At 55.5% G+C, this 12,052-nt stretch carries 16 protein-coding genes and 1 other annotated feature; all 16 genes read left to right on the top strand.

Going from position 1 to position 12,052, the window contains the following annotated elements:
• On the top strand, positions 1 to 190 hold a 190-nt coding region (locus tag VMW13_00535; protein ID HUV43294.1), incomplete at its 5' end, for a cytochrome c-type biogenesis CcmF C-terminal domain-containing protein.
• Positions 191 to 193: 3 nt separating this feature from the next.
• Entirely contained in the window at positions 194 to 1,372 is a 1,179-nt protein-coding gene (locus VMW13_00530) for a carboxypeptidase-like regulatory domain-containing protein (GenBank protein ID HUV43293.1), read from the top strand.
• Positions 1,365 to 2,102 (top strand): ABC transporter ATP-binding protein, encoded by a 738-nt coding sequence (locus VMW13_00525; protein ID HUV43292.1) that lies wholly within the window; start codon positions 1,365 to 1,367, stop codon positions 2,100 to 2,102. Before VMW13_00530 ends, VMW13_00525 begins: the two co-directional genes overlap by 8 nt.
• The gene (locus VMW13_00520; protein ID HUV43291.1) at positions 2,099 to 2,773 is read left to right on the top strand and encodes a heme exporter protein CcmB; all 675 of its coding nucleotides are present in this window, start codon (positions 2,099 to 2,101) and stop codon (positions 2,771 to 2,773) included. Before VMW13_00525 ends, VMW13_00520 begins: the two co-directional genes overlap by 4 nt.
• 29 nt (positions 2,774 to 2,802) lie before the next feature.
• Complete coding sequence (gene ccsA, locus VMW13_00515; protein HUV43290.1) at positions 2,803 to 3,486, top strand: cytochrome c biogenesis protein CcsA; 684 nt, start codon at positions 2,803 to 2,805, stop codon at positions 3,484 to 3,486.
• 14 nt (positions 3,487 to 3,500) lie between these two features.
• Positions 3,501 to 3,650 (top strand): CcmD family protein, encoded by a 150-nt coding sequence (locus tag VMW13_00510; GenBank protein ID HUV43289.1) that lies wholly within the window; start codon positions 3,501 to 3,503, stop codon positions 3,648 to 3,650.
• 84 nt (positions 3,651 to 3,734) lie between these two features.
• Positions 3,735 to 4,508: a nucleoside phosphorylase gene (locus tag VMW13_00505; protein HUV43288.1), complete on the top strand. Its 774-nt coding sequence runs from the start codon at positions 3,735 to 3,737 to the stop codon at positions 4,506 to 4,508.
• Positions 4,509 to 4,787: 279 nt separating this feature from the next.
• On the top strand, positions 4,788 to 5,546 hold the full coding sequence (locus tag VMW13_00500; GenBank protein ID HUV43287.1) for an endonuclease/exonuclease/phosphatase family protein: 759 nt from the start codon (positions 4,788 to 4,790) through the stop codon (positions 5,544 to 5,546).
• A 110-nt stretch (positions 5,547 to 5,656) separates the two neighbouring features.
• Positions 5,657 to 5,813 (top strand) — a sequence feature (16S ribosomal RNA rRNA prediction is too short).
• Between the two features lie 87 nt (positions 5,814 to 5,900).
• Positions 5,901 to 6,266, top strand: a complete 366-nt coding sequence (locus VMW13_00495) for an RNHCP domain-containing protein (GenBank protein ID HUV43286.1) — start codon at positions 5,901 to 5,903, stop codon at positions 6,264 to 6,266.
• 475 nt (positions 6,267 to 6,741) lie between these two features.
• Positions 6,742 to 7,026, top strand: a complete 285-nt coding sequence (locus tag VMW13_00490) for a hypothetical protein (GenBank protein HUV43285.1) — start codon at positions 6,742 to 6,744, stop codon at positions 7,024 to 7,026.
• Positions 7,027 to 7,029: 3 nt separating this feature from the next.
• Positions 7,030 to 7,512, top strand: a complete 483-nt coding sequence (locus tag VMW13_00485) for an Lrp/AsnC family transcriptional regulator (GenBank protein HUV43284.1) — start codon at positions 7,030 to 7,032, stop codon at positions 7,510 to 7,512.
• A gap of 112 nt (positions 7,513 to 7,624) precedes the next feature.
• Positions 7,625 to 8,830: an aminotransferase class I/II-fold pyridoxal phosphate-dependent enzyme gene (locus VMW13_00480; protein HUV43283.1), complete on the top strand. Its 1,206-nt coding sequence runs from the start codon at positions 7,625 to 7,627 to the stop codon at positions 8,828 to 8,830.
• A gap of 68 nt (positions 8,831 to 8,898) precedes the next feature.
• On the top strand, positions 8,899 to 9,132 hold the full coding sequence (locus tag VMW13_00475) for a hypothetical protein (protein ID HUV43282.1): 234 nt from the start codon (positions 8,899 to 8,901) through the stop codon (positions 9,130 to 9,132).
• A 23-nt stretch (positions 9,133 to 9,155) separates the two neighbouring features.
• Positions 9,156 to 10,163 (top strand): phosphoribosylformylglycinamidine cyclo-ligase, encoded by a 1,008-nt coding sequence (gene purM, locus VMW13_00470; GenBank protein HUV43281.1) that lies wholly within the window; start codon positions 9,156 to 9,158, stop codon positions 10,161 to 10,163.
• 239 nt (positions 10,164 to 10,402) lie between these two features.
• Positions 10,403 to 11,311 (top strand): ATP-binding cassette domain-containing protein, encoded by a 909-nt coding sequence (locus VMW13_00465; GenBank protein ID HUV43280.1) that lies wholly within the window; start codon positions 10,403 to 10,405, stop codon positions 11,309 to 11,311.
• On the top strand, positions 11,292 to 12,052 hold a 761-nt coding region (locus tag VMW13_00460), incomplete at its 3' end, for a hypothetical protein (GenBank protein HUV43279.1). The genes VMW13_00465 and VMW13_00460, both read left to right, overlap by 20 nt.

The raw sequence follows: 12,052 nt of genomic DNA, 5'->3' as shown, positions 1-12,052 counted from the left end.
CACGCCGGCGGAGGACCTGTTTGTTTCCCTGGTCTGGACGGGTTTTACTCAAGAAAACAAATCCGTTACTATCAGGGCTATGGTCAACCCTCTGGTGGTCTGGATATGGCTCGGTGGTGGCCTCCTGCTGGCAGGTGGTGTTATCGCATTTTCGGCGACGCATACACGGCCAACACTGGCGGGGGAATAAATCATGCGCTGGTTGCTTGCTGCGGTGGCGGTCCTGGCAATTCTCCCGTTTCCCGGAATTGCCTTTGCCCAGGAACAGGTTGATGGCACCATTGAAGGGCAGGTGGCCAATCAGAGCGAGGGCGGCGGTAGTGTGGCCGACCTGAGTGTCTCCCTCATTTCGGGAGGGGGAGAAGAGGGGACGGCAGAAACAAGGACCACCAGTACGGACGGAGAAGGCAGATTTCAGTTCAGCAATATCCCTGTGGAGAGCAGCTATCTGGTCCGTGTCAATTACATGAAGATTGCCTACTACTACCCCCTTGAATTTGGTGATACCGAGACAACGATATCAATTGAGATTCCCGTCTGTGATACCACGGCAAGCGACCAGGAAATCCGGATTGCCTGGCATCATGTTGTCGTGCGTATTCAAGCGGAATATATTACGGTAACCGAGGTTATCTTGCTGGTAAATGACGGTGACCGTACCTACGTGGGGTCGGAAGCGACCAGTTTCGAGGGAAAACAGGGAACACTGGTCTTCACCATGCCGCCAGGAGCGATGCAGTTCGAGGTCCCGGAGGATTCCGCCGAGGACTACCTGCTCGTCGACAACATGGTGGTCACTACAATGGTATTCCCACCTGGTGAGAAGCAACTGCTCTACTACTACCAGTTGGCGACGTCGGAATCAGGTGATTTCACCATTAACCTGAAGGCCGACTACCCCACGGATGCTATGGATGTCATGGTGACGGGAGAGGACACCGAGGTATCCAGTGCCCGGCTTGTCCCGGCCGACCCGGTAGAGACTGATGATGGACAACATTACGTTCATTTCACGGGGGAGTATCTTGATAGAGGCGACGCTATCGACATCCGCCTTGCCCGTTCATCCGGCGGAAGCGGCATGCTGGCCATTGTTCTGTGGATTGTGGGGGCGGTAGTGGTCCTCTGCATGCTAGTCTACCTGGTGAGGAGGTCCAGGGCACAAGTGACAACACCGGCGGCAATCATTCAGGACTACGATAGAGAGGCTGTTTCCCCGGAGCAGCGCTTGCTCGATGAAATAGTCCGGCTGGACCGTGATTTTGAACAGGGATTACTCGATGAAGAGACCTATCGGCAAAGATATGCCGATATGGATGCACGACTGGTCGAAATGAAGAAACATGAGGGAACGGCGAACGGTAATGAATGAGACGGGGGCCGGGTCCGGCGCGTGGGCCATTGAGGTTGAGGGGCTTGGTAAGTCGTTCGGGAATCACCGTGCCCTGACCGGTATCTGCCTGAAAGTCGGTAGAGGGGAGCACGTTACTGTCTTCGGTCCCAATGGTGCCGGGAAGACAACCCTGATAAAGGTACTGTCCACCCTTATGAAACCGTCAGCAGGTACAGTTCGCCTGGATGGCAGCGACATCAACAAAGCCCCGACGGAGGTCAGACGGAAAATCGGCCTGGTTGCTCATCAGACTTTTCTCTACGATGACCTTACCGTATACGAAAACCTCAAGTTCTACGGAAAAATGTATGATGTTCCCAACCTGGAGGAGCAAATCCGTGACGTTGTTCGCTGGGTAAGGCTTGAGGCTCGACTCCATGACCGGGTCGGTACGCTATCGCGTGGCATGCAGCAGCGGATATCAATTGCCCGTGCCGTGATTCATAATCCTTCAATCGTGCTTCTCGATGAGCCCGAAGTTGGCCTCGACCCTCACGCCATCGTGATGGTGCGGGAAGTGCTGGACTCCCTGAGTGCCGGGGAGCGTACCGTGGTGATGACTACCCATAATCTTGAGCAGGGCATCGAGATGTCGGACAGGGTGGTTATCCTCGACAAAGGCAGGATTGTCTACCAGGAACACAAAGACAGGATAGATATAGCAACCTTTCGGGAGACTTACGACCGCTATACGGAATCAACCAAATGAGCAGAATGTTTGCCAGTGTCTTTGCCATCTTCTGGAAAGATGTCCTTTCGGAGATAAGGACCAAAGAGATTGTCACGGCAGTACTGGTATTTGCCCTGCTGGTACTGGTGATATTCAACTTTGCTTTTGACGCTGCGTCAGGTACGACGGCACGGATAGCGCCGGGGATTCTCTGGGTAGCTTTCACCTTTGCCGGTATCCTTGGTCTGAACCGGGTGTTTGCTATCGAGAAGGAGAACGCCAGTCTGGCAGGACTGAGGCTCTGTCCCGTAGACCGGATGGTTATCTTCTGGGGAAAGCTCGCGGGCAGCTTCACTTTCATGCTGGTTATTGCAGCCGTCATCACGCCGATATTCCTTGTCCTCTTCAATCTGCCCCTCTTCTTGCCCAGGCTTGCCCTAATCATTGTGCTGGCAACGCTTGGATTTACTTCAGTGGGCACACTGTTTTCCGCGCTGGCAATGAATATCAGGGCGCGGGACATCATGTTGCCCATCCTTTTCCTGCCCCTTGTCGTGCCGGTGATTATCGGTGCGGTGGAGACTACTACCTGTGTGCTGGCAGGAGGCCCGTGGAGTGACATGCTGACCTGGCTTGAGATAATGATAGCGTTTGATATAATCTACCTGGTGGTAGCTACCCTGATGTTCGAGTTCGTTATCGAGGAGTGAGCCGACACATACTCGGGAGAGGAGATTTTGTGAAGAACGGTAGAGGTAAGCTGAGAGATGACCTTCTGGTTGGAATGGGCTTTGCCCTGATGCTGGCAGCCCTCTACATGGCGCTCGTCTACGCACCTACCGAGAAATACGCGGGGGCGGTGCAGAGGATATTCTATTTCCACGTCCCGCTGGCCTGGGTCGGGTTCCTGGCATTCCTGGTCGTCTTTATCGGTAGTATTCTGTACCTGTGGAAGCGGTCTGTGATATGGGATTCCATTGCCTGGGCTTCGGCAGAGGTCGGGGTTGTCTTCACCTCTCTGGTGCTGATTACGGGAAGCATATGGGCTAAGGCGGCGTGGGGTATCTGGTGGACATGGGACGCCAGGTTGACGGCCACACTGGTCCTCTGGTTTGTGTATGTTGCCTATCTCATGGTGCGTGGTTACGCCCGGGAAGAGAGCCAGGGTGCCAGGCTCAGCGCCGTGCTGGGCATCGTGGGTTTCATCAATGTGCCCATCGTAGCGCTGGCGATTAACCTGTGGCGTACCCAGCATCCGACAGCACTGATATTTGAAGGCGGGCTGGCTCCGACCATGCTGGTGGCTTTGCTGGTATGCGTGGTCGCCTTCACGGTGCTGTACATTCTCCTGGTCAGGCAGGCCACCTCGCTCAAGATTCTGGAATCCGATATCGAGAATATGAAAAACCTGCGGTTGGAGTAGGAGTGTAGAGAACTATGGAGAATCTGGGTTATCTTTTCGCGATATATAGCATCGTCTGGGCAGTTATTTTCGGATACGTGTTTTACCTGTACCGGAAGCAGAGGAAGCTGCGCCGGGAGATGGACTCGCTCCGGGACTCCCCGAGCAAGCAGGAACCGGACTGAATCGCCACTGACGTGGCCTCACTGACGGCAGCAGGCGACTGATTGGTGTAATAGGAGGCCAGAAATCCAGGAGCTCTATGTGCTATGCATAATGAAATGGATGAGATACCACTACTCGACTTTGATAAAGACCGGAATGCGCTGATTGAACCTTCGGTCTATAAAAACATCGGACTACCGGAGTACTGTGTAATCCCTTTCTATGGCTCTGTCGTAGAAAACCTGAGACAGGAAAACAGGTTGCAGAAGGTCTACGAATTAGGTTCAATCCTTATGCCCACCGAAATCTACAAATTGGACCATAATGGCAAATCCATCACTGTTGTCTGTCCGACAGCCTGTGGTGCCCCCCTTGCAGGCGCCCTGCTTGAAGAACTGATTGCATTGGGTTGTCGCAAGTTCGTCGCCTGCGGTTCGGCGGGCGTATTGAAATCTGAACTGAGCCGAGGTTATATCGTTATACCCAGTGCAGCAGTAAGAGATGAGGGTACTTCATATCATTATCTGCCTGCATCCAGAACTGTCGCATTGGACCGGAAAGTGCTCAACAAGCTGGAGAGCGTACTCAAGAGGCACCACGTCGACTACGAGATTGGGCTGACGTGGACGATTGACGCTCCCTACCGGGAGACCAAGGCTAAGATTACCAGGAGGAAGGCGGAAGGGTGCCTGGTGGTTGAGATGGAGTGTGCCGCGATGGCGGCCGTAGCCACGTTTCGCAAGGTCCAATTCGGGCAGTATCTCCTGGCTGGCGATGACATCAGCGGGGACGAGTGGGACCATCGAAATTGGACAGACACATTACCTGCCTATGATAAAATATTCTGGTTGTCAGTTGAAGCTTGTTTAACTCTATAAAAAAAGAGCCTTACAGAGGCGCGGTCTCTCTGGTTTCTTCCCCTTCCCCTGTTGAGGGGGCAGCAGGAATAAAGGGGGACACCCCCTTGTACCCCCGTTCCAAAGGGGTTTCGCCTCTTCTGAGAGGCGCCCCCTCTGGACACCCCAAAAGGGGAAAAGGGGACGGCTACCGCAGGTAAGAGAAAGTGGAGAGTCCTGGGAAGGCGCGGTCTCTCTTACACTTAATTTTCCTTCCCTGCCGGGCCGATCTTGCCGAGAGGGCACGAATAGAGGAGACGCATGACCTTCAGAATAGCGACCTTCAATCTCCACCAGGGATTCAAGCGCTGGAAGGAACGGCGTGAGCTGATAGTCGAGCAACTCGGAGCGCTCAGGCCAGACGTGCTGGCCCTGAACGAGATATCGGTGCCTCTCCAGAGCGGGCGCTGGCTCCGGCGTGAGGCCAGGGAGCGGCTGGGTTTGTCCTACGCACTGACCCAACAGACCAAATCCAGCGGGTGGTCACTGGATGAGGCACAGGGACTGCTCACCCGCTTTCCCGTCGTGGAGACCGGCAATCTGGATTACCTGGCTCGCGGCCGCGTTGCGCAGGTCGTCCGCCTTAACATCGAAGGGCAGCAGGTGGACGTGTACGTGACCCACCTGCATCACGTGCCGGAGGAGGATGGCCTGCGCCAGTATCAGGTACAGTGCCTCTTCGAGTGGGTAGAAAGCCGTGACGATGCTGACGCGCGCATCGTGTGCGGTGACTTCAATGCCACCCCGGAGTCGACCTCAATCCGGCTCGTTCCCAAGCCATTCCGCTCGGTCCAGTTGGAGCCGACCTGCCCGACAGGACTCAATGCGCCAAATGCTACGCCTATTTCCGACGCGGCGCGTCTTTCTCTCTGCTTCGACTACATCTGGGTGACCGACAACCTGGAGATCCAGGATGCGGGACGGTGTTTTGACCAGCCGGACCCGGATGACCCGACACTCTGGCCTTCAGACCATGTTGGAGTGTGGGCAGACCTGGGTTTCCGGTTAGGCAGGAGGTAGCGGGATGGCACCTCAACGTAACGACTATCAAGGAGGTCATATGGACGTAGTCAGTCGTTGTCCTGCTCTTGCCTGACAGGGGACGACGCCAAAGCCAGTGAGATTGGGCACACACCTACCGGTGGAAGGCGGCAGTTCCCGCCTTACAGTGGCCGACACAATGCCAAAATCGGTCGTGGTCCGGATTCGGGGATGAAACATGCCCCGATGAAGCTGGAACCGGAAGTAACCGTCATCCCAAGAGGTACGACGGTGAATGTGTCACTGGTTCAGTTGAGCCTGGAGCCGTAAGGAAAGAGCAAACGGAACCCTGGCCCTTTGATTGGAAGTGCATCCAGTCAAGGAGTCCAGGGCATGAGCAGGAAGCAGAAGAATGCAGGGTTCACCTGTGAGCAATGCGGACAAGACGTAACCCCCGTAAGCAACGGCAGCTATCGGAATCACTGCCCGTTCTGCCTGTTCTCGAAGCACCTCGATATCCTACCCGGTGACCGAGAAAGCACTTGCCAGGGTCTGATGGAGCCGGTGGGCATCAAGTTCAGGTCCGGAAAAGGGTATCAGATTATTCACCGGTGTCTGAAGTGTGGCATGAGGTCCGTCAACAGGATTGCGGAGAATACGGTGCAACCCGACAATATGGACCTGATTACCAGATTGTCCGCGATTCATCCACGTTACAGAAGATCTGACACTACGGGAGAGGAGTACCGGGGAGGATAGCAAACAAAGGCAGGGTTCCAGAGTTATCGGACGCGAGTGCTCCTCGCAATGACAGAAGGGGCTACTTGCCTGGGAGATGGGGCCTCCACCAGTGAGAAGCCTCTGTTGAGATGGAAGACGAACCAAGGGGGACACCCCCTTGGACCCCCGTTCCAAAGGGGTTTCGCCTCTTCTGAGAGGCGCCCCCTCTGGACACCCCAAAACGGTGTGAAGTCATTCTCTCAGGCGGGTGTCATTCGCACCTTATAGAGTGGCGTGTTCTCAGGGTAATGACCTCAGGAATAGCGTAGGAGCGGAGAGTCGTAGAGAGGCGCAGCCTCTCTCACATCTATCTCCCCCTCCCTTTGGCAAAGGGAGGGGGACCAAGGGAGAGGGTTTCCTGAGCCTGAGATTCTTCGCTGCGCTCAGAATGGCAGGAGGGGTGCTGGCGCTCCTCGCAATTACAGAAGGGGCTACTTGCCCGGGAGGTGCGACTTTGAATAACGTATCAGATGACGCGTCATACGATATGCTTGATAGCGTGTCCGATAATGGGCTATCGGACCCGGAAGTAAGGTGCTATTCCGGCCAAACCTATGCGGAAAGGCCGGAATCCTTTCGCTGGAAGGGTGCAGAATACCAGGTCACCCGGATAGAGAAGTCCTGGAAGGAGCCGGGCGAGAAATATTTCCAGGTCGGCACCGGAGATAACAAACGCTTCCAACTCTGCTATAATGTAGCCAACGACAAGTGGTCGGTAACCGCGCTCGTCAGGAGTTAGCAGATGCTGAAGGAAATTCTCAAGATACTGGAGCATGATGCCCGAACCACCCCAAAGCAGTTAGCCGCTATGACCGGTGTACCCCAGGCCGAGGTCACCAAGCTCATCAAGCAGGCCCAGGAAGACCGTACCATCCTGAAGTACAAGACGATAGTCAACTGGGACATGGTTGAAGACGAACACGTCTGGGCGCTTATCGAGGTCAAGCTTACTCCCGAGAAGGATGTTGGCTTTGATTCTGTGGCCGAGCGAATATACCGTTTCCCGCAGGCGCACACGGTCTACCTGGTCTCCGGCTCCTATGACCTGTTTGTCCTGGTTGTGGGCAAGAGCAACCATGAGATTGCTGATTTCGTTTCCCAGAAGCTCTCCCATATAGAAGGGGTGAAGGAGACGGTAACCCAGTTCGTCCTCAAACGGTACAAAGAAGACGGCGAGATTGTCGAAGGTAAGGAAGAAGTGAAGCGGCAGCCGGTGATGCTCTAGATGCCGGGTGCTGAACAAGGGGAGTCCATAGGGGCAGGCCCCCAGATATAGGGGGAATGGTCGAAAGGATTTTTCAGCGGGTCCCACACCATCCTGATATTAGGAGACGCGTATGGCGACCAATCCGAAGGTAAACTCCAGGGCAAAAAAGAAGAAGTACCACATCTCCAGGCGGGCAAACCAGATATCCCCGTCAGGGATACGCAAGTTCTTTGACCTGCTTGCCTCGATGGAAGGTGTGATATCGCTGGGGGTTGGTGAGCCTGACTACGCTACCCCGTGGCATATTACCGAGGCTGCCATAGAGTCCCTGCAGAAGGGACAGACGATGTATACCTCCAACTCGGGCATGCCGGAACTCCGACAGGAGTTAGCGCGTTACCTGAAGGCTGAGTATGACCTGGAGTACGACCCGGCTACTGAACTTCTCATCACCGTCGGGGTTAGCGAGGCACTGGACCTGGCGATGCGGGCTATCCTTGACCCCGGCGATGAAGTCATCATATCGGACCCCTGCTATGTCTCCTACGAACCCTGTATTGTCCTCGCCGGCGGGAAGGCAGTCGCCGTGCCCACAAATGAAGAGGAGAGCTTCGAGCTCAGTGCCGCGGAGGTCGAGGCGCGGGTCACGGATAAAACAAGGGCAATCCTTATCGGCTATCCCGCCAATCCCACCGGCGCGGTGATGAGTCGTGACAGGATGGCTGAGGTGGCTGAGGTAGCCCGCCGTCACAGTCTCCTGGTTACCTCCGACGAGATATATGCCAAGCTGGTCTACGGCGTCGAGCACACCTGTGTCGCCGCGTTGCCAGGGATGAAGGCGAGTACCATTTTGCTGGGCGGTTTCTCCAAGGCGTATGCCATGACCGGGTGGCGCATCGGCTACGCTGCGGCTCCCAGAGAGATAATTGCCGCTATGACCAAGGTCCATCAGTACACCATGATGTGTGCTCCCACAATGGGGCAGGTGGCTGCAATTGAAGCGCTGCGGTACGGCGAGGAGAGTGCCACCGATATGGTTGAGGACTACAACCGGAGGCGTCTTGTCATGGTCAAGGGACTGCGGGAGATAGGTATGCCCTGCTTTGAGCCTAAGGGGGCGTTCTACGCCTTTCCATCGGTAAGGACCACCGGACTGACTTCGGAGGAGTTTGCCGAGAGACTGCTCACCGAGGAAAAGGTGGCGGTGGTGCCCGGTTCTGCGTTCGGGCTGTGTGGTGAGGGCTACGTGCGCTGCTGCTACGCCACATCGATGGCTGATATCGAGGAGGCTCTCACCCGGATGAGGCGGTTCGTCAACCGGCATAAGAAGGCATAGATTCACGGTAACAAGGCGTTCTGCCGGTTGGTATTGTGGGCTGTTGAGCAGGGGAGAAAGCAACAGCGATGAAGAAGCTACGCTGTGACAGATGTGGACTGGAACTCACAGAGATTGACGAAATTGACGTCGCGTATGAAGGCATGATGGCGTGGCATGCCTCCGCCAGGGCGCGCGGCATAGAACCCAGGGGTATCATACCCTGCAAGCATTATATCCGTTGTGGTGGTGAGATAAGGGTAGTTGCCGGTAACGGGGTCTTCTGGTGGCGCTGGTGGGCGATAAGGCTTTTCAGACGGTAGGAGTATGTACTGAGGAGGGGGCGATGGGTGAGACTTACGCGAAAGCAGGGGTTGATATCGATGTCGGCGAGGCAGTAACCAAAGTTATTGCCAGGCACGCCCGCACAACGTATCGCCCGGAAGTACTCAGTGGGGTAGGGCTCTTCGGTGGATTCTTCGAGTTCAAAGGATATAAGGACCCGGTCCTGGTATCCAGCACTGACTCCGTGGGTACGAAGGTGAAAATTGCCTGTGCCCTCGACAAGCACGATACCATCGGTATGGACATCGTCAACCACTGCGTCAACGACATCTTCACCGGCGGCGCCGAGCCGTTGTTCTTCCTCGACTATGTTGCCATGAGCAAGCTTGTGCCCGAAAAAATGGAGGCTATTATCACGGGGCTGGCCCAGGCCTGCCGCGAGGTCGGCTGTGCCCTCATCGGTGGCGAAACGGCAGAGCTCCCCGGTATCTACCACGGGGATGACTACGACCTGGTGGGCTTCGTCATCGGTACCGTGGAGAAGGGCAGGATTATCCGGGGAGAGACAGTGGCTGTCGGTGACGTTCTTCTGGGTCTGCCCTCCAGCGGATTGCACACCAACGGTTACTCGCTGGTGCGGCACATCTTCGGTGAGACCAGGCAGGAGCTTGATGTCTACTACCCGGAGCTGTCACGGACCCTCGGGGAGGAGCTACTGGAGCCACACCGTTGCTACTACAATCAGTTGAAGCCGGTTCTCCCTGTCATTAAAGGTATGGCGCATATCACCCAGGGTGGTCTTGTCGGCAATGTCCCCCGGGTTATTCCCCAGGGCATGGCGGTACATTTTAACAGCAAGTCCTGGACGGTGCCCCCGATTTTCCGCCTCATCCGGCAGAAGGGCAATGTAGACCGTGACGAGATGTACAGGGTCTTCAACATGGGTATCGGCATGGTGGTCATCTGTTCTCCGGAGGACGTCAGCGGGGTGACTGATGCCTTGCCTGAGATAAAGGTTATCGGTGAGGTGGTCAAGCAGGAAGGTGATAAGAGGGCGGTCATAGAGTAGCAACAGGCCATAAACAATGAGTGCGGCTGAAAGGACTACACCCTTCAGCCGTTGTTGTTAACTGGATGTTTTCGGGGTTATTCCCTGTAGTATACTTCGCAGACCATACGCTGGCGAACCCCTTCTACTTGCCTCTCAATAATTGAGTTTGACTTGGGGGGGACATAATTAAGCATATGAATTAACCTGAAAAACGCATACTTAATTCCAGCCAGGAATTGGTGGAAGGGAGGACAGATATGCTCGAAAAGGTCCTACAAGTAGAAGGCCTCACCAAGTCTTTCGGACCTCGAACAGTTGTTAACAACGTGTCGTTCGACGTGAGGCCCGGTGAGATTTTCGGATTCCTCGGCCCCAACGGGTCGGGCAAGACCACGACAATCCGTATGGCCCAGGGAATCATCCGGCCGGACAGCGGTTCCGTGTCTATCCTCGGCTCAGAGCCCCAACGCTCGGTGTTGAAGGGCGTTGGCTATCTGCCTGAGCAGACCGGACTGCCCCCCAAAGCAAGGGTGCTGGATGCCATCCGGTACCTTGTCCGCCTGAAGGACCTGTCATTCACCGAGGCTGAGTCCCGTGCCGACGAACTGTTAAAACAGGTCGGCTTGCACGAATACCGCCTTAAGAAGGTTGATACTCTTTCCCGCGGCATGAGGCAGATGGCACAGTTCATCATTGCCATCGCTCACCGGCCTGAGCTCATCATCCTGGATGAGCCGTTTTCAGGCCTTGACCCGCTGAATGTCCAGTTGATGAAGGAGATGCTCATTGAGCGGCAACGCGCCGGGGCGACCATAATGTTCAGCACTCACATCATGTCCGATGTCGAGGAGATGTGTGAACGTATTGCGCTTATCTCTGAGGGGAACTTGCTTCTATTCGGAAACCTCGGCGATATCAGGCGTGAGCGCGGCGTCAAGTCTGTGCAAGTCAAGGCTGCCGGCGTTCCGGACGATTTACGGAGTGATCACCTGAAGGTGCTTCCGGACGACACGGTTGAGTACGACATCGGTGAGGGGCGAACGCCTGAACAGATATTTCAGTCATATGCTGCTTCCGGAATCCAGGTCGACAGGTTTGAACGGATGATGCCGTCTCTGAACGACATATTCATCGAGGAGGTGTCTCGTGCGCGGAAAGTCCAATGAGACATGGATCATATTCGCAGAGGAGGTAAGACGGCACCTTCGCAGCGGCGGGTATCTCTTCTTCACGGTGGTAATCGCCCTCCTGATGGTGGCTGCGGTATGGGTCGTGCCGCTTATCCAGGAGGCAATCGCCAGTGACGCCCCACCGTCCGTGACCGGGGAGGTGGACGTGGGACGGATTGGCTTTGTCGATAACAGCGGCGTCTTTTCGGGGCTGGAAGGGCAGGCTCCGGTCAGGTACGGGACACTTGCTGAAGGTCTGGAAGCATATCAGCGCGGGGAGATCGACTCCCTCTACGTGGTCGCGGACGACTATCTTGAGTCGGGCAAAGTCGATCAGTACGCGGCGTTCAAAACAGCGTGGGATGAAAACTGGGACGATGCAGGCGCTTTCTGGGGCTTGCTTTCCCAGGAGCTGTTGGCACAGCAGTATAGCCAGTTGAGCCCTGAGTTACTGGCTCAACGGGCTCAAGTGGAAGAACTGGTCGCGGAGCAGTTGAGCCTGCTCAGCCCTGATCTGGTGGCGCGTGTTGCCGAACCGGCTGTTTTCAAGAACTTCAAGGTGGCAGATGACGGCAGCGTGTCGGAAGTCGTACCTTTCGCACAAGCAATAGGTGAATTAATTGTACCGGCGGTATTTGCCTTGCTCTTGATGTTCAGCATCCTAGTGGGTGTCGTCAACATGGTGACCAGCATTTCCGATGAGAAGGAGAACCGTCTGGCGGAACTGGTCATCACTTC

The organism is Dehalococcoidales bacterium (assembly GCA_035529395.1).
In the GTDB taxonomy this organism is placed as follows: Bacteria; Chloroflexota; Dehalococcoidia; order Dehalococcoidales; family Fen-1064; genus DUES01.
Note: the sequence above shows the minus strand (reverse complement) of the source record. Positions and strands in the feature narration are given on the sequence as shown.

Excerpts from the sequence above, each read along its gene's own strand:
- VMW13_00495 (HUV43286.1), top strand. The coding sequence starts at position 5,901 with ATGAGCAGGAAGCAGAAGAATGCAGGGTTCACCTGTGAGCAATGCGGA.
- VMW13_00485 (HUV43284.1), top strand. The coding sequence starts at position 7,030 with ATGCTGAAGGAAATTCTCAAGATACTGGAGCATGATGCCCGAACCACC.
- VMW13_00510 (HUV43289.1), top strand. The coding sequence starts at position 3,501 with ATGGAGAATCTGGGTTATCTTTTCGCGATATATAGCATCGTCTGGGCA.
- VMW13_00500 (HUV43287.1), top strand. The coding sequence starts at position 4,788 with ATGACCTTCAGAATAGCGACCTTCAATCTCCACCAGGGATTCAAGCGC.
- VMW13_00505 (HUV43288.1), top strand. The coding sequence starts at position 3,735 with ATGCATAATGAAATGGATGAGATACCACTACTCGACTTTGATAAAGAC.
- VMW13_00530 (HUV43293.1), top strand. The coding sequence starts at position 194 with ATGCGCTGGTTGCTTGCTGCGGTGGCGGTCCTGGCAATTCTCCCGTTT.
- VMW13_00480 (HUV43283.1), top strand. The coding sequence starts at position 7,625 with ATGGCGACCAATCCGAAGGTAAACTCCAGGGCAAAAAAGAAGAAGTAC.
- VMW13_00525 (HUV43292.1), top strand. The coding sequence starts at position 1,365 with ATGAATGAGACGGGGGCCGGGTCCGGCGCGTGGGCCATTGAGGTTGAG.
- VMW13_00465 (HUV43280.1), top strand. The coding sequence starts at position 10,403 with ATGCTCGAAAAGGTCCTACAAGTAGAAGGCCTCACCAAGTCTTTCGGA.
- VMW13_00475 (HUV43282.1), top strand. The coding sequence starts at position 8,899 with ATGAAGAAGCTACGCTGTGACAGATGTGGACTGGAACTCACAGAGATT.
- VMW13_00520 (HUV43291.1), top strand. The coding sequence starts at position 2,099 with ATGAGCAGAATGTTTGCCAGTGTCTTTGCCATCTTCTGGAAAGATGTC.
- purM (HUV43281.1), top strand. The coding sequence starts at position 9,156 with ATGGGTGAGACTTACGCGAAAGCAGGGGTTGATATCGATGTCGGCGAG.